The organism is Agromyces sp. GXS1127 (assembly GCF_050565425.1).
GTDB lineage: Bacteria > Actinomycetota > Actinomycetes > Actinomycetales > Microbacteriaceae > Agromyces.
The window spans coordinates 605082-625463 of sequence record NZ_JBOCIG010000001.1 but is presented as its reverse complement, the minus strand read 5'-3'; the positions used below and the strand labels follow the sequence as shown (position 1 = coordinate 625463).

22 protein-coding genes, 1 tRNA gene and 1 other RNA gene are annotated in these 20382 nt (G+C 73.2%); 12 read left to right on the top strand and 12 right to left on the bottom strand.

All coding sequences use genetic code 11. The features are described 5' to 3' along the window. Nucleotides 1–23 precede the first annotated feature (23 nt). The 7 genes from ACQ393_RS02860 (at nt 24) to ACQ393_RS02830 (ending at nt 5121) form a co-directional block, all read left to right on the top strand. Nucleotides 24–1442, top strand: coding sequence for a flavin-containing monooxygenase (locus tag ACQ393_RS02860; RefSeq protein ID WP_430645305.1), 1419 nt, complete (start codon nt 24–26; stop codon nt 1440–1442). Next, nucleotides 1439–2428, top strand: coding sequence for a bile acid:sodium symporter family protein (locus ACQ393_RS02855; protein WP_430645304.1), 990 nt, complete (start codon nt 1439–1441; stop codon nt 2426–2428). The genes ACQ393_RS02860 and ACQ393_RS02855 overlap by 4 nt, the downstream gene beginning before the upstream one ends. Then, entirely contained in the window at nt 2425–3387 is a 963-nt protein-coding gene (locus ACQ393_RS02850; protein WP_430645303.1) for an NAD-dependent epimerase/dehydratase family protein, read from the top strand. Before ACQ393_RS02855 ends, ACQ393_RS02850 begins: the two co-directional genes overlap by 4 nt. Before the next feature lie 6 nt (nt 3388–3393). Continuing rightward, nucleotides 3394–3490, top strand: an RNA gene (gene ffs, locus ACQ393_RS02845) — signal recognition particle sRNA small type. Further along, nucleotides 3488–3572 (top strand) — tRNA-Ser (locus tag ACQ393_RS02840). The genes ffs and ACQ393_RS02840 overlap by 3 nt, the downstream gene beginning before the upstream one ends. Before the next feature lie 277 nt (nt 3573–3849). After that, nucleotides 3850–4434 (top strand): hypothetical protein, encoded by a 585-nt coding sequence (locus ACQ393_RS02835; protein ID WP_430645302.1) that lies wholly within the window; start codon nt 3850–3852, stop codon nt 4432–4434. A 186-nt stretch (nt 4435–4620) separates the two neighbouring features. Next, nucleotides 4621–5121: a hypothetical protein gene (locus ACQ393_RS02830; protein ID WP_430645301.1), complete on the top strand. Its 501-nt coding sequence runs from the start codon at nt 4621–4623 to the stop codon at nt 5119–5121. A 21-nt stretch (nt 5122–5142) separates the two neighbouring features. Here the strand turns inward: ACQ393_RS02830 and ACQ393_RS02825 are convergent, their stop codons facing one another. Together ACQ393_RS02825 and ACQ393_RS02820 are read right to left on the bottom strand one after the other, a co-directional pair. Next, the gene (locus tag ACQ393_RS02825; RefSeq protein ID WP_430645300.1) at nt 5143–5817 is read right to left on the bottom strand and encodes a GNAT family N-acetyltransferase; all 675 of its coding nucleotides are present in this window, start codon (nt 5815–5817) and stop codon (nt 5143–5145) included. Then, nucleotides 5814–7655: a helicase HerA-like domain-containing protein gene (locus ACQ393_RS02820; protein WP_430645299.1), complete on the bottom strand. Its 1842-nt coding sequence runs from the start codon at nt 7653–7655 to the stop codon at nt 5814–5816. Before ACQ393_RS02820 ends, ACQ393_RS02825 begins: the two co-directional genes overlap by 4 nt. Nucleotides 7656–7704: 49 nt before the next feature. Between ACQ393_RS02820 and ACQ393_RS02815 the strand changes: the two genes are divergently transcribed. After that, a complete protein-coding gene (locus tag ACQ393_RS02815; protein WP_430645298.1) occupies nt 7705–8556 on the top strand; it encodes an aminoglycoside phosphotransferase family protein in 852 nt (283 codons plus the stop codon). Between the two features lie 13 nt (nt 8557–8569). Here ACQ393_RS02815 and ACQ393_RS02810 read toward each other — a convergent pair whose 3' ends face one another. Further along, nucleotides 8570–8995: a rhodanese-like domain-containing protein gene (locus ACQ393_RS02810; RefSeq protein WP_430645297.1), complete on the bottom strand. Its 426-nt coding sequence runs from the start codon at nt 8993–8995 to the stop codon at nt 8570–8572. 44 nt (nt 8996–9039) lie between these two features. Here ACQ393_RS02810 and trxA point away from each other — a divergent pair, with 44 nt between their 5' ends. The 4 genes from trxA to ACQ393_RS02790 all read left to right on the top strand — a co-directional run bounded on the left by trxA (nt 9040) and on the right by ACQ393_RS02790 (nt 11316). Beyond that, a complete protein-coding gene (gene trxA, locus ACQ393_RS02805) occupies nt 9040–9420 on the top strand; it encodes a thioredoxin (RefSeq protein WP_430645296.1) in 381 nt (126 codons plus the stop codon). Continuing rightward, nucleotides 9417–9692: a YgaP family membrane protein gene (locus tag ACQ393_RS02800; protein WP_430645295.1), complete on the top strand. Its 276-nt coding sequence runs from the start codon at nt 9417–9419 to the stop codon at nt 9690–9692. Before trxA ends, ACQ393_RS02800 begins: the two co-directional genes overlap by 4 nt. Nucleotides 9693–9802: 110 nt before the next feature. Then, nucleotides 9803–10684 carry an endonuclease/exonuclease/phosphatase family protein gene (locus ACQ393_RS02795; RefSeq protein WP_430645294.1) on the top strand — a complete coding sequence of 294 codons (882 nt, stop codon included), beginning with the start codon at nt 9803–9805 and terminating at the stop codon, nt 10682–10684. Continuing rightward, nucleotides 10684–11316, top strand: coding sequence for a hypothetical protein (locus ACQ393_RS02790; RefSeq protein ID WP_430645293.1), 633 nt, complete (start codon nt 10684–10686; stop codon nt 11314–11316). The genes ACQ393_RS02795 and ACQ393_RS02790 overlap by 1 nt, the downstream gene beginning before the upstream one ends. A gap of 2 nt (nt 11317–11318) precedes the next feature. Here the strand turns inward: ACQ393_RS02790 and menC are convergent, their stop codons facing one another. The 9 genes from menC to ACQ393_RS02745 all read right to left on the bottom strand — a co-directional run bounded on the left by menC (nt 11319) and on the right by ACQ393_RS02745 (nt 20363). Beyond that, nucleotides 11319–12635, bottom strand: coding sequence for an o-succinylbenzoate synthase (gene menC / locus ACQ393_RS02785; protein WP_430645292.1), 1317 nt, complete (start codon nt 12633–12635; stop codon nt 11319–11321). After that, complete coding sequence (locus ACQ393_RS02780; protein ID WP_430645291.1) at nt 12635–13456, bottom strand: GNAT family N-acetyltransferase; 822 nt, start codon at nt 13454–13456, stop codon at nt 12635–12637. The genes menC and ACQ393_RS02780 overlap by 1 nt, the downstream gene beginning before the upstream one ends. Before the next feature lie 146 nt (nt 13457–13602). Beyond that, on the bottom strand, nt 13603–14880 hold the full coding sequence (locus ACQ393_RS02775; protein ID WP_430645290.1) for a saccharopine dehydrogenase family protein: 1278 nt from the start codon (nt 14878–14880) through the stop codon (nt 13603–13605). 68 nt (nt 14881–14948) lie between these two features. Then, the gene (gene pucL / locus ACQ393_RS02770) at nt 14949–15848 is read right to left on the bottom strand and encodes a factor-independent urate hydroxylase (protein ID WP_430645289.1); all 900 of its coding nucleotides are present in this window, start codon (nt 15846–15848) and stop codon (nt 14949–14951) included. Between the two features lie 2 nt (nt 15849–15850). Further along, complete coding sequence (uraH, locus tag ACQ393_RS02765; RefSeq protein WP_430645288.1) at nt 15851–16213, bottom strand: hydroxyisourate hydrolase; 363 nt, start codon at nt 16211–16213, stop codon at nt 15851–15853. Then, nucleotides 16210–16704 (bottom strand): 2-oxo-4-hydroxy-4-carboxy-5-ureidoimidazoline decarboxylase, encoded by a 495-nt coding sequence (gene uraD, locus ACQ393_RS02760; RefSeq protein ID WP_430645287.1) that lies wholly within the window; start codon nt 16702–16704, stop codon nt 16210–16212. The genes uraH and uraD overlap by 4 nt, the downstream gene beginning before the upstream one ends. Next, the gene (locus ACQ393_RS02755; RefSeq protein ID WP_430645340.1) at nt 16694–18199 is read right to left on the bottom strand and encodes an amidohydrolase family protein; all 1506 of its coding nucleotides are present in this window, start codon (nt 18197–18199) and stop codon (nt 16694–16696) included. The genes uraD and ACQ393_RS02755 overlap by 11 nt, the downstream gene beginning before the upstream one ends. Nucleotides 18200–18207: 8 nt before the next feature. Further along, entirely contained in the window at nt 18208–19068 is an 861-nt protein-coding gene (locus ACQ393_RS02750; RefSeq protein WP_430645286.1) for a bifunctional allantoicase/(S)-ureidoglycine aminohydrolase, read from the bottom strand. Further along, complete coding sequence (locus tag ACQ393_RS02745) at nt 19065–20363, bottom strand: DUF6986 family protein (RefSeq protein ID WP_430645285.1); 1299 nt, start codon at nt 20361–20363, stop codon at nt 19065–19067. Before ACQ393_RS02745 ends, ACQ393_RS02750 begins: the two co-directional genes overlap by 4 nt. Nucleotides 20364–20382: the final 19 nt, after the last annotated feature.

Sequence of the window (20382 nt, the reverse complement as noted above, 5' to 3'; positions counted from 1 at the left end):
CGCCCACGCAGCAGGAACCACCCGTGAACCCCATCGCCCTCATCGGAGCGGGCCCATCCGGTCTCGCCGGTGCCCGCGCGCTCAGCCGCGCCGGCATCCCCTTCATCGGCTTCGAGGCCGGCCCCGACGTGGGCGGCCTCTGGAACATCGACAACCCGCGCTCGACGATGTACGAGTCGGCGCACCTCATCTCGTCGCGCACGACGACCGAGTTCGCCGAGTTCCCGATGCGCTCGACCGCCGACTACCCCGGGCATCGCGAGCTGCACCGCTACTTCCGCGACTACGCCGACGCGTTCGGCCTGTGCGAGCACTACCGGTTCGACACCAGGGTCACGGCGGTCGAGGCGATCGACGGCGATGCGACCGGGGCGAGCGGATGGCGCGTGACCGCCGTGGCCGCGGACGGCACGAGCACCACGACCGAGCACCCGGCCGTCATCCTCGCCAACGGCACGCTCGCCGAGCCCAACGTGCCGACCTTCCGCGGCGAGTTCGCGGGCGAGCTCATGCACACGAGCGCATACAAGAGCCCGAAGGTGCTCGAGGGCAAGCGCGTCCTCATCATCGGCGCCGGCAACTCGGGGTGCGACATCGCCGTCGACGCGGTCCACCACGCGGCATCCGTCGACCTGTCGGTGCGCCGCGGCTACTACTTCGTGCCCCGCTACCTGTTCGGCCGGCCGGCCGACACCCTCAACCAGGGCCGCCCGCTGCCCGCGCGCATCAAGCAGTTCGTCGACACGCGCGTGCTCAAGTCGTTCACGGGCGACCCCGTGCGGTTCGGCTTCCCGAAGCCCGACTACCGGATCTACGAGTCGCACCCGATCGTGAACACGCTGATCCTGAACCACCTCGGCCAGGGCGACCTACGCGTGGTCGCCGACATCGACCGGTTCGACGGGTCGACCGTGCACTTCGCCGACGGCAGCGCCGCCGACTACGACCTCGTCATGCTCGCGACGGGCTACCGGCTCGACTACCCCTTCGTCGACCGGGCGCACCTGAACTGGACGGCCGCGGCACCCGAGCTCTACCTCAACGTCTTCCCGCCGAGCTTCAACGGCCTGTTCGTGCTCGGCATGATCGAGGCCTCCGGCATCGGATGGCAGGGTCGCTACGAGCAGGCCGAGCTGATCGCCGCCTACCTCGCGGCCGCGCGAGACGAGCCGGATGCCGCGTCCCGCTTCCGGGCGACGGCCGCGAAGCCGTGGCCCGACCTCACGGGCGGGTACCGCTACCTCGGGCTCGATCGCATGTCGTACTACGTGAACAAGGACGCGTACCGGCGTACGGTCAAGCGCGTGCTGCGGACGCTGCCCGCGCCCGCGGCATCCGTCGTGCCCGCGGCATCCGGCCACCCCGTGGCGTCCGCCGGGCCGGCGCCCGCCTCGGCAGGCGACACCGCGACCGACACCCGGAAGGCGGACACCCGCGCATGAACATCGACGACGTCGTCCTCAACTTCGCGCCCGGCTCGATGATCGCCCTGAACGTCGTGCTCGGCTTCATCATGTTCGGCATCGCGCTCGACACCTCGCCCGACGACTTCCGCGCCGTCGCGCGCGCGCCGAAGGCGATGGTCATCGCGCTCCTCGCGCAGGTCATCCTCCTGCCCGCGGTCACGTTCGGGCTCACGCTCCTCCTCGACGTGCAGGCCTCGGTCGCGCTCGGCATGCTGCTCGTCGCGGCCTGCCCGCCCGGCAACATCTCGCAGGTGCTGACCTACCGCGCTCGCGGCAACGTCGCGCTGTCGGTGTCGATGACCGCCGTCGCGAACGTGATCTACATCTTCGTGCTGCCGCTCAGCATCGCGTTCTGGGGCAGCACCCACCCCAAGGCGTCGGAGCTCGTGCAGGCCGTCAGCCTCGACGGCTGGCAGATGCTGCTCGACATCTTCCTCATCATCGGGCTGCCGTTCATCGCGGGCTTCGTCATCCGCGCGATCTGGCCGCGCTTCGCGGCGCGCGTGCAGCCCTACGCGCGCTGGATCAGCCTGCTCGCGCTCGTGGGCTTCATCGTCGCCGCGCTCGTCGGCAACTGGGCGATCTTCATGGCGTACATCGGCGTGGTCCTCCTCGCCGTGTTCCTGCACGACGCGATCGCGCTCGGCCTCGGCTACGCGAGCGCGCGGATCGGCGGCCTCGGCGTGCGCGACCGCAAGGCGATCACGTTCGAGGTCGGCATCCGGAACGCGGGCCTCGGCCTCGGCCTCGTGTTCTCGTTCTTCGGCGGGATCGGCGGCATGGCGATCGTCGCCGGCTGGTGGGGCATCTGGGACATCATCGCCGGGCTCGCGCTCGCGACCGTCTGGGCGCGACGCACGAGGCGAGCGGATGCCGCGGCCGACGGTGATGCGGACGCCCCGGCCGACGGCGACGCGGATGCCGCCTCCGGCCCCTCGACCACGAGCGGGGCGGCGTCGTGAGCCGCCGCATCCTCGTCACCGGGGGCAGCGGGTTCCTCGGCTCGAACGCGGTCCGCGCCCTGGCCCGGGACCCGGACGTCGAGCTCGTCGTCTCGGGCGACGTGCGCCGGCCCGCGGCATCCGTGCCCGAGGGCGTCGTCGTCGAGGCGTGCGACGTGACGGATGCCGCGGCCGTCGCCGCCGTCGTGGAGCGGCACGCGATCGACACGATCGTGCACCTCGCCGCGATCGTGAACCCCGGCGGGCTCAGCGAGGAGGTCGAGTACCGCGTCGACGTCGAGGGCACGCGCAACGTGCTCGAGGCCGCCGTCGCGGGCGGCGTCACGCGCATCGTGGTGTCCTCGTCCGGTGCCGCCTACGGGTACCACGCCGACAACCCCGAGTGGCTCACCGAGGACGACCCCATCCGCGGCAACGACGAGTTCAGCTACTCGCGCCACAAGCGGCTCGTCGAGGAGATGCTCGCCGACTACCGCGCGCGCCACCCCGGACTCGGTCAGGTCGTGCTCCGCATCGGCACGATCCTCGGCCCGAGCGTCGCGAACCAGATCACGGCGCTGTGGGAGGCGCCGCGCATCCTCCGCATCGCCGGTTCCGACAGCCCGTTCGTGTTCGTCTGGGTGGACGACGTGGTCGGCGCCATCGTGCACGGCGCGACGGGCGACGTCACGGGCGCGTTCAACGTCGCCGGCGACGGCCGCGTGACCGTGACCGAGATCGCGGACGCCCTGGGCAAGTCGACCGTGACCGTGTCGCCGAAGCTCCTCACCGCGGTGCTGCGCGTCGGGCGCGCCCTGCGCCTGACCGTCCACGGGCCGGAGCGCGTCGGATTCCTGCGCTACCGGCCGGTGCTCGACAACACCCGCCTGAAGCGCGTGCTCGGCTACTCGCCCGAGCGGACGAGCCGCGAGGCGTTCGACGAGTACCTCGCGGTTCGAAGCGCCCGCTCGCTCGGGTAGACTGTCCGAGGCTCCTCACGTGGCGCCATCCAGGCCAACTCCCCCAGGGCGGAAACGCAGCAAGGGTAACCGGGCTCTGGCGGGTGCGTGAGGGGTCCCAGGAGGATTCGCCTAGTGGCCTATGGCGCACGCTTGGAAAGCGTGTTGGGTGAAAGCCCTCGGGGGTTCGAATCCCCCATCCTCCGCCGAGCAGATGAGCGCCGCGCCCGAAGGGTGTGGCGCTCATCTGCTTCATGGACGCTGCGATTCGAGGAGGAGGGAGGGCGGAGCCCGACCGACGGGGTCCCCCATCCTCCGCCGATGCGAATCGGTCCGAGCCCCCGGTCCCGCACCGGGGATCCTGCCGTTTCCACCCCCGAACGGGCGTCGCCGCAGACGCCCGAACGCGGGATGATTCGCCCAGCCCGGACTCCGCTGCGCGACGACGCACGACCTGCGTCGCGCGCCCGAGGAGGGGAACCCGTGTCAGCATCCAGCCCGATCCACCGTCGCGGCCTGATCGCCGCCGTCTCCGCCGCCGCGCTCGCGACGTCGGTCCTCGCCGCCGCGCCCGCTTCGGCGCGCCCGCTCGAGAACCTGCGCTTCGTGGAGGAGGAATCGTTCACCGACGAGGACTTCTGCGGCGCCGGTGTCAGTGTCGACGTCGAACTCACCCGCGAGGTTCATGTCCTGTTCAATACGCGGAAGCCCGGCACGGCGCCGTACTGGGGCGGGAACTTCAGCGTCGACGTCCGATACACGAACGAAGCGGGTGACACGGTCACCGAGATCGTGCGCGGCTATGAGCGGGATCTGAAGATCACGGACCACGGCGACGGCACGATGACCATCCTCGTGCTCTCGACGGGGAACGCGACGGTCTACGACGAATCGGGGACGGCGATCGCGCGAAACCCGGGTCAGGTCAGGTACGAGGTCCTCATCGACCACGGCGGCACTCCGGACGACCCGTCAGATGACGAGTTCATCGCCTTCCTCGGGCTCGTGAAGGAGTCGACGGGCCGCACCGACGACTTCTGCGCGGCGGTGCTGCCCATCCTCGGGTGAGTACGCCCGACGCGCAGAGCGCAAGTCCCCCTTAATGCCGAATAGCGGCATCCGGACCGTCGGCACATCATGGTTCCGATGTCAGTGGCAACGGTGAGAACGGGATACGGGGACGCAGGGGACTCCCGCACCGGCCAGGCAGGGGGCAGGGGTCTCAGGGTGCTCACCCTGAGACCCCGACGCTCCTTGACCCGGTCCGTCGGGCTCCCGGTGCTCGCCCTCCTGCTGCCCGTCGTGCTGACCGTGCTCTGGCTCGTCTCGCCGCTCGGCGCGGCGGCCATGGGCTTCACCACGGCCGCGATCGTCGTCCTCTTCGTGCTCGGCGCCGCCGCGTACATCGGATACCAGCGGGCCGAGGTCGTCGTGAGCCCGCACGGCGTCGTCGAGCGCGGGTTCCTGGGCCGCATCAACAGCGTCGCGCGCCGCGAGATGGCCCGCGTGCTCCGGCTGGAGACGTACCGGGGCGACACGCTCGAGACCGTGCAGCAGCTGTTCATCGTCGACGATCACGGACGCTGCCTGTTCCGCATGCGCGGGACCTTCTGGGACGACCGCTCACTGGACGCGATCGCCGGCGTGCTCGAGCTCGACGAGGAGATCCGCACCGAGCCGGTGACCATGAGCGAACTCCGCACGTCCGACCCGCACCTGCTCTACTGGTTCGAGGGGCGCGGCCTCCCCTCCTGAGCGAGCCGGCCGAGGCGACGCTCAGCGCGTCGCGATGCCGAACCGCGGCGCGTCGGCCGTGCTGGACGGCAGCTCGTGGAAGCCGAGCCGCTCGTAGAACGCCCGCGCGCCGACGTTCGCCGGATCGATCCCGAGGTGCAGCGCCGGCACCCCGCGGTCGGCGAGTGCCGCGCGCAGCGTGTCGACCAGCCGGCGGCCGAGCCCCCGGCCCTGCAGCTCCGGCAGCAGGTCGATGTGCAGGTGCGCGGGGTACGCGCCGAGTTCCGGGATCCGCATCCGCTCGGGATCGCCGCCGTCGGCGATGAGCTGCGACTCGGTGTAGGCCGGACGGTGCTCGGTGGGCGGGCCCGCCACCGGATGCCGCTCCCGGAACGCCGGCGCCCACTCGCGCGCGTACCAGTCGATGAACTCGGCCGTGTCGGCGATGCCGAGGACGTAGCCGCCGACCCGACCGCCGCCGCGCTCGACGACGAACGCGAGGTCGGGCGCGTAGTCGACGTAGGGCAGCGCGTACACCTCGGGCATGAGTGAATCGTCTCGGTACACGCCCCTGGCGTCGCCGCCGCCCGCCGCGGTCAGCAGGCAGATCCGGGCGATCGCCTCGCGGTCCTCGGGCCGATACGCGCGGATGACGGGTTCGGGCACCCCGACGTCCGGGTCCCCGGCGTCGCGCGCCGGCCGCGCGGCATCCGTCATCTGCGCTTCGCCATGCCGAAGAGGCCCGTCAGGACCTGCGTGATCACCTTCTGCGTCGTCTTCGAGCCGAGCACCTCCTCGAGCGCGGAGCGCCGGGGGGTGCGCGAGCGCGATCGGGACGTGCCCGAGGTCTTCTTCAGGAGCCGGTCGTACTCCGCCTGCGCCTGCTTCTCGGCCTTCGCCTGGTCGGCCTCGATCTTCGCCTGCATCTTCGCGTACTCGGCGTCGGCCCTCGCCTTCGCCTCGGCGGCTTCGGCCGCGTCCGCCGCGGCCGCGGCATCCGCCATGCGCCTGGTCAGCAGTTCGTGCGCGGATTCGCGGTCGATCGCCGTGCCGTACTTCGCAGTGAGGGGGGATGCCGCGACGGCGGCGTCGATCGCGGCATCCGCGCTCGGCGACATCGAGGCCTGCGGTGCACGCAGGCGCGTCCAGGCGACGGGGCTGGGCGCGCCCTTCTCGTTCATGACGGTCACGATCGCCTCGCCGGTGCCGAGCACGGTGAGCGTCTCCTCGAGGTCGTAGCCCGAGTTCGGGTACGTCGAGACCGTGGCACGCAGTGCCTTCGCGTCGTCGGGCGTGAACGCGCGCAGCTGGTGCTGCACGCGCGAGCCGAGTTGGGCGAGCACGTCGCCCGGCACGTCCTTCGGCGTCTGGGTCACGAAGAACACGCCGACGCCCTTCGAGCGGATGAGCCGCACGGTCTGCACGACCTGGGCGAGGAAATCCTTCGAGGCATCCCGGAAGAGCAGGTGCGCCTCGTCGAAGAAGAACACGAGCTTGGGCTGGTCGAGGTCCCCGACCTCGGGCAGTCCGCCGTAGAGGTCGGCGAGCAGCCACATGAGGAACGTCGAGTAGAGCGCCGGCTTGTCGGCGACGCCGGGCACCTCGAGCAGGCTGATCACGCCGCGGCCGTCGGCGGCGGTGCGGAGGAACTCGGCCGTATCGATCTCGGGTTCGCCGAAGAAGACGTCGGCGCCCTGGTCGGCGAACGCGATGAGCTCGCGCAGGATGACGCCGACGGTCGCCTTCGACAGGCCGCCGAGCCCCTCGAGCTCGCCCTTGCCCTCATCGCTCACGAGGTACGCGAGCACGGCCCGCAGGTCGTCGAGGTCGAGGAGCGCGAGGCCGTTCTTGTTGGCGTAGTGGAAGACGAGGCCGAGGCTCGACTCCTGCGTCTCGTTGAGCCCGAGCACCTTGCTGAGCAGCAGCGGTCCGAAGCCCGAGATCGTCGCGCGGATCGGCACGCCCCGGCCGACGCCGCCGAGCGAGAAGAACTCGGTCGGGAAGCTCGCCGCCTCCCACGCCTGGCCGATGCCGTCGGTGCGCTTCAGCAGCTTCTCACTGCTCGTTCCGGGCGTCGCGACGCCGGAGAGGTCGCCCTTGATGTCGGCCGCGAACACGGCGACGCCGGCCGCTGCGAGCTGCTCGGCGAGCACCTGGAGCGTGCGGGTCTTGCCCGTGCCCGTCGCCCCGGCGACGAGGCCGTGCCGGTTGGTCATCGCGAGCGGGATGCGCACCGGCACGTCGGGCATCGCCTCGCCGTTCACGAGGGCGCCCATCTCGAGCGCGGGACCCTCGAAGGCGTACCCGGCGCGGATGCGGTCGACCTCATCGGCGTCGAGCGGGCCGTCGGCCGAGGGCGGGGCGGATGCCGCAGGGGCGGCGGGTTCGGCGGCGGTGGGCGCCGCATCCGTCGCCGCGTCGGCCGCCGCCTTGGCGAGGGCGGCCGCCTCCTCCGCCTTGCGGATCGCCTCCGCCGCCTGCTCCTGCAGCGCCGCCGCCGCTGCCGCCGCGACCTCCGCCGCCTCCTGTGCCCGCTTCACCGCGTCGTCCGACATGGGGCCGATCCTAACGGCGCACTTCGGGCGGCGAGGCGATACTGGGCGGATGAGCGATCTCGGACCCGTCGACCCCGGGAGAGCGGACGAAGCGGCGTGGCTGCGCCGTTGGCGGCTGCGACCCGACGGTGATCCGGCGACCACCGCGACGAGCCGCCTGCTGCCGGTCCGGACCGACGACGGCGAGCCCGCCGTCCTGAAGATCGCGCACGAGTCGGAGGAGGCCCGCGGCGCCGCGCTGCTCGCCGCGCTCGACGGGCACGGGGCCGCGAGGGTCCTGCGGCGCGACCACCGGGCGCTGCTGATCGAGCGCGCGACGGGCGCCCGCGACCTCGTCGACCTGGTCCGCGCGGGCGAGGACGACGCGGCCACCCGCATCATCTGCGAGGTCGCCGCGGTGCTCCACGCCGAGACCGGACGCGTGCTCGGCCTCGACGACCCGCCGGACCTCGTGCCCCTCGAGCAGTGGTTCGGGCAGCTCTTCGCGCAGGCCGACGGACTCGGCCCGCTGCACCGGGCCGGCGCCGACCTCGCGCGCCGCTTGTTCGACGAGGATCACGAGCCCGAGGTGCTGCACGGCGACCTGCACCACGGCAACGTGCTCGACTTCGGCGAGCGCGGATGGCTCGCGATCGATCCGAAGGCACTGCTCGGCGACGCCGAGTTCGATGCGTGCAACCTGCTGTGCAACCCGTCGCACGAGCGCGCGCTCGTGCCCGGCCGGCTGGCGCGTCAGTTCGCGGTCGCCGTGGAGGCGACGGGCTTCGCGCCGAAGCGCCTGCGCGACTGGCTCGTGGCCTGGAGCGCGCTGTCGTCGACCTGGTTCGAGCTCGACGACCGCCCCGAGCGCGCGGCGACGGCCGCACGGATCGGCGAGACCGCGGCCGGGCTCGCCACGTGAGCCGTCGCCCGTCCTACTGGACGATCGGCAGCCCCGTGGCATCCGCTGCCTGCTGCATCGAGCCGGCGTCGGTGACGTCGAGGCCGGCGTCCTCCATGAGCGCCGTGGCCTGGGCGGAGCGGTTGCCCGACTGGCAGTAGACGACGTAGTCGCCCTCGGCGTCGAGCGTCGGGATCTCGGCGGCGAGCTGGCCGGAGGTGAGGTCGAGGTTGACGGCGCCGTCGAGGTGGCCGGCGGCGTACTCGGCAGGCGTGCGGACGTCGACGACGACGGTGTCGGCGCCGAGTTCGATGGGTTCGGTCGAGGCGCAGCCGGCGAGCGCGAGCGCGGCGGCGCCGGCGGCGGCCACGAGGGCGGCGCGGATGCCGCGGGCGGGCCGAACGGGACGAAGGGGGCGGGTCGCCGGGGCGCCCGCGGGGGTGCTGATCATGGTCTGCATGACCTGAATAATACCCCAGGGGTATCATCTGGTAGAATCGGGGCATGGCTTCCGTGAACATCACCAACGACACGATCGAGTCGACCATCAAGGACAACGACATCGTGCTCCTCGACTTCTGGGCCGAGTGGTGCGGGCCGTGCCGCATGTTCGGCCCGATCTTCGAGCGCTCCTCGGAGCAGCACCCCGACGTCGTGTTCGGCAAGGTCGACACCGAGGCCGAGCAGGCCCTGGCCGCGGGCTTCCGCATCACGTCGATCCCGACGCTCGTCGTCTTCCGCGAGGGCATCATCGTCTTCGCCCAGCCGGGCGCCCTGAACGGCGCCCAGCTCGAGCAGGTCATCGAGGGCACCAAGGCCCTCGACATGGACGACGTGCGCCGCCAGCTCGCCGAGCAGCAGGCCGCTGCCGCCGCCCAGGCGTGAACCGCCTCGTCCGCTCGCTCGCCTCGCGCTCGTGCGCGGTGAGTCGCGGTGAGCGGGTGCTCCGCGGCGTGATCGCGGTGTTCCTCGCCGCGTTCGCACTGTCCAACCTCGACAACCTCTGGTGCGCCATCCCGGCGGGCGTCTGCGCCACGTTCCTCGCGATCGGCGCCGTGACGGGCTGGTGCCCGACCGACCTGTTCTCCCGGGCCGCGGTCGAGACCGAGCCGAACGCGCTCGGCTACCCCGAGGCGCGGCGCGAGCTGCTCGGCTGAGCGGGCGGGCTGGTGCGGGTCCGCCGGGCCGGCTGCGGCCGGGCGACGACGGCCCGCCGCGCGGGCCGGGCGATCCGATCAGCGGCACGGCCCGGGCGTACGCTGGGCGCATGACGTCGGACGAGCCGCTCATCGGCCCGGTCGAGGCGCCCGACCTCCACGTGATGTCCTTCAACATCCGCCGACGGATGCCGCGGAACCGGCCCGGGAGCCCCGACCGATGGGCTGTGCGCAAGCCCCTGGTCCGGCGACTCCTCGCGGCGGAGCGACCCACCGTCCTGGGCGTGCAGGAGGCCCTCGACGAGCAGGTCGAGGTCGTGGCCGACGCCCTCGGCGGCAGCCACCGCTGGGTCGGCACGGGGCGCGACCCCGGCGGCCACGGCGAAGCCTGTCCCGTCTACTTCGACGCCGAGCGGCTCGAGCTCACCGACTGGCGCCAGCGCGCACTCTCCGCGACGCCCGACGAGCACGGCTCGCGGTCGTGGGGCAACCTCACGCGCCGTCTCGTCGTCTCGGCCGAGTTCACCGACCGCGAGACCGGCGGGCGACTGCACGTCTTCAACACGCACCTCGACCACCTGTCGCGCCGCTCGCGGATGCAGTCGGCGCTCATGATCGCCGGGCTCGCCCACGCCGCCCGACTCGACGAGCCCGGGACGGCGATCGTCGTCACCGGCGACTTCAACGCAGACGAGCGCTCGGCGGTGCACCGGCGGCTCACGATCGACGGCGTGCTGCACGATGCCTGGGACGCCGCGGGCGAGCGGCTCACGCCCGAGTGGGGCACGTTCTCCAACTACGGTCCGCGCCGTCGCGGCGGTCGCCGGATCGACCTCATCCTCGTCGGCGGCGCCGCCGAGGTCACGCACGCCGGCATCAACGCCGCGCGCTTCGAAGGGCGCGCGGCATCCGACCACGAACCCGTGCAGGCCGTGCTGCGGCACCGGCCGCACGACGACACGGCCCCCGGCCGGGAGGAGGAGCGTCACTGATGCGGAGCCTGTGGAACGCGCTGACGCGACGGGCCGAGGGCCCGGCGGAGATCACGGCCGACGTCATCCGCCTCATCGGGCTGCTCTGCATCCCGATCGCGGCGATCGGCTGGGGGCCGCTCGGCGGCGTGAGCCTCGCGTTCGCGACCGGAGGGATGGTGATTCCGCGCGCACTGCGGCTCCGGCCGGGCTTCGACATCCTCTTCGGCATCGTCACGCTCGTCGCGGTGTGGAGCAGCGTGACCGACCTCTACGTGACGGTGAAGTGGTGGGATCTGCCCGTGCACTTCGCCCTCAACGGGCTCATCGCCGCGGTCGGCTACCTGCTCCTGGCGCACTTCCGCATCGTCGCCGACGAGCGGTCGCTGCCGCGGCCCGTGCTCTCCACGGCCATCGTGACGACGGCGCTCGGCATGACGTTCGGCGTGTTCTGGGAGATGTTCGAGTGGTTCGGCAAGAACTTCATCGACGGTGAGATCTACGTCGGCTACACCGACTCGATCGGCGACCTGCTGCTCGGGGGCATCGGCTCGGTGGTCGCGGGGCTGACGATGCCGATCATCCGCGCACACCGCCGGAGCGAGCCCGAGCCGCAGGTCGATCCCTCCACCGCGGAGCGACGCGACGCCTGACCTCAGTGGCGACCGACGGTCACGGGCGGACGCGCCGCCCAGGCTCGCACGAGCTCCTCGCGCACGTGCACGCCCGTGCCCGCGCCATCCGGAACCCGCAGCTGCCCGCGGTGCTCGCCCGTGCCGAGCACGAAGGGCTCGGTGACATCCTCGGCGAAGTAGCGATCCGATGCCGAGGTGTCGCCCGGCAGCACGAATCCGGGCAGCGCCGCGATCGCGACGTTCGCGGCGCGACCCACTCCCGTCTCGAGCATGCCGCCGCACCACACCGGCACGTCGCGGGCACGGCACGCGTCGTGCACGCGCAGCGCTTCCAGGAACCCGCCCATGCGGCCGGGCTTGATGTTCACGATGCTCGTCGCGCCGCGCTCGATCGCGTCGACCGCGGTCGTCACGCCGAGGATCGACTCGTCGAGGCACACGGGCGTCTCGGCGGCCTGCGCGAGTCGAACGTGCGTCGCGAGGTCCTCCTCGGCGAAGGGCTGCTCGATGAGCAGCAGCTCGAACGGGTCGAGGCTCGCGAGCAGCGGGATGTCGTCTGCCGTGTACGCCGTGTTGGCGTCGACCTGCAGCATCGCGTCACGGCCGATGAGCTCGCGCACCGCGGCGACCGGAACGAGGTCCCAGCCGGGCTTGACCTTCAGCTTGATGCGGCGGTAGCCCGCCTCGACGTAGCCCGCGACCTCGTCGAGCAGCTCCTCGACCGTCGGGGCGATGCCGACCGAGACGCCGCAGTCGACCCACTCGCGCGCGGCGCCGAAGCACTCCCCCATGGACCGGCCCTGCGCGCGGAGCTCGGCGTCGAGGACGGCCGCCTCGAGCGCGGCCTTCGCCATGCGATGGCCGGCGACGAACGAGAGGCCGGGGGCGACGGATGCCGCGAGCGGCACGCTCGCGATGGACCCGGCCGCACCGCCGCCCGTGCCGGGCGCCGCGGCCCGGCCGTCGGCCCGCTGCTCGCGGTCGTCGACCCACATGCCGGCCGCGTGCGCCGGATCCTCGATGAGCACGCCGCTCACGTGCCCGTCGTCGACGACGTGCGGCGCGGGCGACCGCAGCAGTGCAGGCGCGAGGTAGTGCTCGATGACGGATGCCGCGCCGTCGACGTACTCGCCCGAGTAGAACGGGTCGCGGCCCGCGACGCACTCGCCCCAGCCGTCGCCGCGGTCGGTGCGCACGCGCACGAGCAGGACCTCGCGCGCAGTCTCACGGCCGAACGAGGTCTCGAAGGGCCGGACGAGCGGCACCTCGAGCCGGTGCAGCTCGATCGCCTCGATGCGGGGAGCGGTCGTCGTCGTGGGTTCCGGTGTGTCGGACATCAGGCCTCCCGGTCGGGGTCGTCGGCGGTGAAGACGTAGTCGCCGCTCGCGTCGAGCTCCGGGCGGAGGCGGCCGTCGGCGAGGGCGGCGAACGCGTCGCGCGACGCGGCGCGGAGTGCGGCCGCGGTCTCGGCGTCGGCCGCCCTGACGGCCTCGAAGTCGGCCACGAGCGGGAGGCCGCCCTCGGCGTGCCAGGCGGGCTGCGGCATCCGCTCGAGGGCCTGCGCCGTGCGCGGCGAGGTCAGCCGCCAGCGCACCTCGAAGCGGTCGCTGCGGTCGCCGCGCGAGATCGCGTCGCGGAGCTCGCCGTAGAAGTCGGGGCGGTAGGCGGCGACCTCGGCGCCCAGCCGCACGAGGTTCATGCGTGCGTTGCGGCGGATGAGCGGGTCGTACGTCCAGCGGATCTCGTCGACGCCGTGGTCGAGGCAGATCGCGCGCTGGCGGAGCTTCAGCGCGACGCCGATGCCGCGCCCGCGCGCCGCGGGGTCGACGGCGTTCATGTGCGAGTGCACGTGGAGGCCGCCATCCCAGCCGAGGAAACCCAGCGCCGCCCCGAGCGGCGGATCCGCGGGGTCGGCGAGCTCGCCCGCGGCATCCGCTCGCCCCTTCTCGAGAACGGCGACGAGCACCGTGTTGCCAGCGTGCGCGATCGCCTTGAGCGACGCCAGATCGACGGAGCGGCCGGCGCCCCACGTCGCGTCGAAGCGCGCGAGCGCGCCCGCGAGCTCGTCTGGCCGCGCCTCGCGGGTGACGACACCGGCGCGGCGGTCCTCCTCGTCGGCGAGCTCGTGCGCGCGGGCGCGGGTCGCGGCATCCGTCATGGTCCGGACACTACCGCGTCCGAGCGTCGCCCGGGGGTCCCTCCGGCCCCGCCGCCAGTGAGGTTTCTGCACTGGAGGCACGCACCGAATCGCGCTTCGGCGCAGAAACCTCACTTGGAGGAGAGAGGACCCGGGCGCGGCGCGGGTCAGCGCGCCAGGCGGTCCTCCATGCCCCACGGCTGGCCGTAGCCGCCGTCGGCCTCGGCGCGCGCCATGAGCTCGAGGAACGGCTGCGCGTCGAATGCCTCCGGGCCGAGCACGCCGCGGCCCGACCAGACGCCGGTGGCGAGCAGCTCGAGCGCGATCACGGGGTTGAGCGCGGTCTGCCACACGACGCACTGCGCCTCGTACTCCCGCATCGTCCACTCGTTGTCGCTCACGTGGTAGAGGTACACCTCGCGGGGCGCGCCATCCGTGCCGGTGCCGGTGACCCAGAGCCCGGCGCAGGTCTTGCCGGTCATGCGCGGGCCGATCGTGGCGGGGTCGGGCAGGGCGGCGGCGACCACGTCGCGCGGCGCGACCTCGACGGGGCCGTTCGCGCTCCGCACGCGCACGGGCGTGGTCGAGTCGAGCCCGAGCAGGTGGAGCGTCTTCAGCACGTTGATGAACTCGTCGCCCAGGCCGTACTTGAAGGTCACGCGCTTCGCGTCGACCCAGCGCGGCATGAGGAGGACCTCCTCGTGCTCGACGTTCACGCACTCGACCGGGCCGATGCCCTCGGGGAACTCGAACACCTCGGGCTCGCTGAAGGGCGGGGTCGTGAACCAGCCGCGCTCCTGCTCCCAGACGACGGGCGGGTTCAGGCACTCCTCGATCGTGGTCCAGATCGAGAACGAGGGCGCGAAGATCTCGTTGCCCTCCTCGTCGCGGACGACGAGGTTCGCGCCGTCGCGCGTGCCCAGCTCGTCGATCTCGCTGAAGAGGTGGTCGGCGGCGTAGCGCGCGAACACGTCGGAGAGCCCGGGCTCGACGCCCATGCCGACGAGCGCGAGCCGGCCCGCCTTCTCCCAGTCGTCGGCCTGGGCGAACTGGTCGTCGCCGAGCTTCACGCCGGTCTCCGCGTACGGGTCGGTGGGGTGCGGCTCGGACAGGCTCATCGCCATGTCGAGGTAGTCGGCGCCGGCGGCGAGCGCGCCGGCGAAGATCGACGGCACGAACTTCGGCTCGACGGCGTTCATGACGTGGGTGGCGCCGTGCTCGCGGGCGACGGATGCCACGACCTCCGGGTCGCTCGCGTCGACCTGCGCGGTGGCGAGCCGGGCCGCCACGGCCTCGCCGTGCCTCCCGGCGATCCAGTCGACCGTGCGGCGGGCGCGGGACTCGTCGTAGTCGCTCACGACGAGGAGTTCGAAGAAGTCGCGGCGGGCGGCGATCTTGGCGATGGCATCGCCCACGCCCCCCGCGCCGATGAGGAGGATTCGCATGGTCGGTACGGTAGCCGTCCGCGCTTCAATTGTCCAGTTGGACAACTGACGTGAGGCCCCGCCACCGCCTAGCAGAAGCCGGCGATGCCGTCCCACGCGACCGCCGGCGAGACCGCCCCCTCGCGCACCACCGCCGCCTCGATGAGCCCGTAGGGCCGGTCCGCGGCGTGGAAGACCTCGTTCGGGTTGTCGAGCCCGAAGGGCGAGAGGTCGACGGCGAAGTGGTGCTTGTTCGGCATCGAGAAGCGGATCTCCGCGATCTCCCCGTGCGCCTCGAGCACCCGCCGGCCCATGCCGTAGAGCGTCGCCTGCAGCCCGGGCGAGTATGGCTCGGCGAAGGCATCGAGGAGCAGCGACCGCACGCTCGTCCACGTCGCGTCGTAGTCGACGTCGGCGCGGCCGTACCGCCAGCGGGTCGTGACGTCCGTCGCCAGGATGCGGTCGCGCGTCTCGGCGAGCGTCGTGTAGCGATCGCGGGGATACGCCTCGAAGCCCGATCCGGTCGTGCGCAGGACGGTGAGTCCCGTGAGCCCGGCGAGCACGTGCCGCTCGTCGCCGTCGGCGACGACCACAGCCGTGCGCACCTCCTGGCCGCTCCGCACGAACGCGTGGTCGTGCTCGGCGCCCGCCACGTGCATGCGCTGCCAGGCGTACCGGTCGGCCGCCCAGCGGCCTCCCGTCACCCACTCGAACGACGAGGTGAAGTGATCGGCGAGCCGCAGCAGGAACGCCTCGGGGGAACCGACGCCGTCCTGCGCGAACGCGTAGATGGTGTTCTTCTGCGTGTCGGTCGGCACGATGTGCGCGTTGTCGCCCTCGACGTGCGCCGCGGTGAAGTCGCCGCGCAGCTGCGACGTGACATCGAGGTCGTCGATCTCGTGACGGGCGCGGTCGCGCGTGACCTTCACCACGCGCACCTCGGCCTTGCCGTACTGGTTCGCGCCGAGGACGATGGCGGGCTCGGACATGGTCAGCTCCCTCGGTAGGTCGAATAGGCGAACGGGCTGAGCAGGAGCGGCACGTGGACGTGCCGCCCATCGTCGGCCACGCGGAAGGTGAGCACCACCTCCGGGTAGAACGACTCGGTGCCGCGCGCGGCGAAGTACGCCGCGGTGTCGAAGCGGAGCCGGTAGACGCCCGCGGGCGGCGCGTCGGGTCCGATCCGCGAGACGCGCCCGCCGGCGTCGGTGACGGCTGCGTCGAGCCGGCGCCATCCGTCGCCGTCCCCGGCGGAGAGCTCGACGGCCACGCCCTCGGCGGGGCGACCCGAGCTCGCGTCGAGCACGTGGGTCGTGATGCGCGACCGCGATGGCGCGGCGGCCTGGCTGCTCATGCGAGGAGTCCCTTCAATCGGAGCACGGCGATCCGGCGGAGCTGGTCGGCGACGACGGGCGCCTCCTCCTCCGGCGTGTGCGCGAGGCGCTCGGTGAGCGCCTCGAGGATGTCGCGCGACGACCGCCCGGCGGCCCGGATGAGGAAGACGCGGCCGAACCGCTCCTCGTAGGCGCGGTTGCCCTCGGCGAGCGCGGCCGCGACGTCCGCGTCGGCGGGGTCGACTCCGGACTGCTCGGCGCGCGATATCGCGGCGTGCGCGCCCGCTCCCGTCGGACGCTCGCCGATGCGCGGATGGTGCGCGAGGGCGCCCTCCACCTCGGCGTCGGTCAGCGGGTGCGCCGCGGACTCCGCCGCGGCGAGCGCGTCGCCGACCGAGGCGTACGGGCGGCCGTCCACGAGCTCGGCGCACCACCGGTCGACGTCGAGGCAGGGCCGCACGAACGCGATCGCGTCGTCGCGATCGGCCCCGTTGAACGTCTCAAGCGACATCGCCCGGTCCACCCTCCGATCGTGCCCGCCGGAGCAGTCGCCCGCGCGGCACCGCGCCGACGGCCGGGCCGACCGGGTCCGCCGCACCCGCGAGCGCGACCGGCACCCCGCCGAGGTACGTCGCGCGCACCGCGCCGACCAGCGCCCGGCCGTCGTACGGCGTGATCGGGTGGCGGTGGTGCAGGGCGGCGGCATCCACCGTGAACGCCTCGTCGGGTGCGACGATCACGAGGTCCGCGTCCGCGCCCTCGGCGATCGCCCCCTTGCCGGCCAGCCCGACCAGGCGCGCCGGCGCCGTGCCCATCCACTCGACCACCTGCTCCAGGCCGATGCCGCGGCGGCGCGCCTCGGTCCAGACGACGGGCAGCCCGAGCTGGAGCGACGCGATCCCGCCCCACGCCTCGGCGAAGTCGCCGCCGCCGGCGAGCTTCATCGCGGCGGGCGCCGGCGAATGGTCGGAGACGACGGCGTCGATGACGCCCGCCCGGAGGCCCTGCCACAGCGCGTCGCGGTTCGCAGCGCCCCGGATCGGCGGGCAGCACTTGTACGCCGTGCCGCCGTCGGGGACCTCGCCGGCGGTCAGCGCGAGGTAGTGCGGGCAGGTCTCGACGGTGAGGCGCACCCCGTCCGCGCGGGCCCGGGCGATCGCGTCGAGCGCGTCGGCCGAGCTGAGGTGCAGGATGTGGACGCGGGCGCCCGTGCGACGCGCCGCCTCGATCACGGCCGCAACCGCGGCGCCCTCGGCGGCATCCGGTCGGGATGCGAGGAAGTCGGCGTAGGCGCGGCCGTGCGCGTGGGGCGCCGCGTCGATCACGGTCGGGTCCTCGGCGTGCACGATGACGAGCGGGGCGTCGGCGAGGCCGGAGCCGGGGTCGGCGCCGGGACGTGACCTGGCGCCGGAGCCGGAGCCGGAGCCGGCGCCCGCGAGCACCGCCATCGCGCGCTCCAGCTCGTCGGCCGACACCGGCGGGAACTCCGGGACCCCGGAGTCGACGAGGAAGCACTTGAACCCGAACACGCCCGCGTCGGCGAGCGCCAGCAGGTCGGCCCCGTTGCCCGGCACGATGCCGCCCCAGAACCCGACGTCGACGACCACCCGGCCGCGCGCCGCAGCCCGCTTGGCCTCGAGCGCGGCGACCGACGTCGTCGGCGGGATGCTGTTGAGCGGCATGTCGACGATCGTCGTGACGCCGCCCGCCGCCGCGGCGCGGGTCGCCGACGCGAACCCCTCCCACTCAGTGCGCCCGGGCTCGTTCACGTGCACGTGCGTGTCGACGAGGCCGGGGATCAGCACCTCGTCGTCGGCGAGGCGAACGCGGCGCCCGCCCTCGAGGCGCATGCCGCGGCCCGCGACCCGCGCGATCCGCCCGTCGCGGACCCCGATCTCGGCGGGCGCGAACCCGCCGTCGACGAGCACCCGGTCGCCCGCGAGCACGAGGTCGTACACGACGGATGCCGCGACCCGTCCGGTCGCGACGTCGTCGCCCCGCGGCATCCGCTCGCTCACCCCCACCGGCTCGCCGCCCGACCGGCGCCCGCGCCGTCGGCCCGGCCGGTCAGCCGTACCTGGCGGTTGACGTCCTTGTAGAGCAGGTACCGGAACGGACCCGGCCCGCCGGCGTAGCAGGCCTGCGGGCAGAACGCGCGGAGCCAGATGAAGTCTCCGGCCTCGACCTCGACCCAGTCGGCGTTCAGCCGGTAGACGCCCTTCCCCTCGAGCACGTAGATGCCGTGCTCCATGACGTGCGTCTCGGCGAACGGGATCGACCCGCCCGGCTGGAACGTGACGATGTTGACGTGCAGGTCGTGGGCGAGGTCCTCGGGATCGACGAAGCGCGTGGTGGCCCAGGCTCCGTCGGTGTCGGGCATGGGCTGCGGGGCGACGTCGGCGTCGCTCGTGACGAACGAGGCGGGCGGGTCGATGCCGGGCGCCGGCTCGTAGGCCTTGCGGATCCAGTGGAACGAGACGGGCGCGTCGCCCTCGTTGGCGATCGACCAGGCGGCGCCCGCGGCGACGTACGCGTACCCGCCGGGGCCCAGCACGTGTCGCGTGCCGTCGAGGTCGAGCGTCAGGTCGCCGGACGTGACGAAGAGCACCGCCTCGACGCCCTCCTCGGCCTCGGGCCGCGGCGCCCCGCCGCCAGGTGCGAGTTCGACGATGAGCTGCGCGAAGGTCGTCGCGAACCCGGCGATCGGCCGGGCGAGGATCCACGAGCGTGCACCGTGGAAGCCGGGCAGGCGGCTCGTGACGATGTCGCGCAGCACGCCCTTCGGGATGACGGTGTACGCCTCGGTCACGATCGCGCGACCGGAGAGCAGCTCCGTCTGCGCCGGCAGGCCGCCCGGCGGCGTGGAATAGCTCATGCGTCCTCCTCGTGCGTGCGCCAGCCCGTCGCCGGACGCGGGCGGTCGGTAAGCCGCGGCCGTTCCAGGTCGGCCAGCTTCGCCGGGTCGAGCCCGGTGCCGGCAGCCACCTCCTCGGCCGTGATCGCGCCGCACTGCACGCCCCGGCGCACGAACCCGGCGAGCGCGCGCACGGTCGCCGGCTCGTCGAGCACGGCACCCGCGGTGCGATCGTGCACGTGCCGGAGCCGCGCCGCCGCCCCGGGGTAGCCGTCGCGGAAGTACGCGTACGTCGCGATGTACCGCGTCGGCAGCTGGGCGGCGTGCAGGTCCCAGCCCTGCGCGAACCCGCGTTCGAGCGACCGCCGCACGAGCCGGGCGTGACGCCGCCGGGCCTCCCCCGCGCGGTCGCCGACCGGCAGCACGTTCGACGAGCCGTCGGAGAGGCGGATGCCGGTGCCGGCGACGGCCAGCTGCATGACGGCCTTCGCGTGGTCGGCGGCCGGGTGGTCGAGCGACTGGTGCGGCGCCGCGATGCCGATTGCGGCGGTGTAGTCGTAGGTCCCGAAGTGCAGGCCGGCGACGCGGCCCGCGCCGGCGTGCGCGATGCGCGCGATGGGCACGCGGCCGTCGGGCCCGAGCACGACCTGCGGGGTCTCGACCTGCACCTCGAACCGGAGCCGGCCGTCGGGCAGCCCGTGCGCGCGCTCGAGGGCGGCCGCGGCATCCGCCATCGCCTCGACCTGGGCGAGCGTCGAGACCTTCGGCAGGGTGAGCGCGAGGCCGTCCGGCAGGTCGCCCCGATCGACGAGAGCGGTCACGAAGAGGTCGAGCGAGCGGATGCCGCGGCCGCGCGTCGCCGCCTCGAACGACTTGAACCGGATCCCGACGAAGGGCGGGGCGACGCCGTCGGCGGCCGCCTCGGCGACGTGGCGGACGGCGCGCAGCACGTCGGCGTCCTCCGCGTCGTCGCCGCGGTCGCCGTAGCCGTCCTCGAAGTCGATGCGGAGGTCCTCGATCGGCTCGCGCTCGAGCTTGCGCTCGACGAACGGCGCCACGGCCGCCGCGACCTCGGGCGCGACGCCGACGTCCACGGCGAGCGCCTCGACGCCGCCGGCGGAGGCGGACTCCGCCAGCGCCGCCGCTCCCCACACCGAGACCAGCCCGGGCGTGAACGCGTCGCCGGGCACGTAGACCGTGTGCACCGGCTGCCGCGACCCGTCGTCACCCGGGTACTCGGTCGCGAGCAGGCGATCGGTCTCGGCCAGCCTCGCGTCGATCGAGGCCAGGGCGGCGGTGGGCAGGGCCGTGCGCACGGATCAGCCCGTCGTCCGG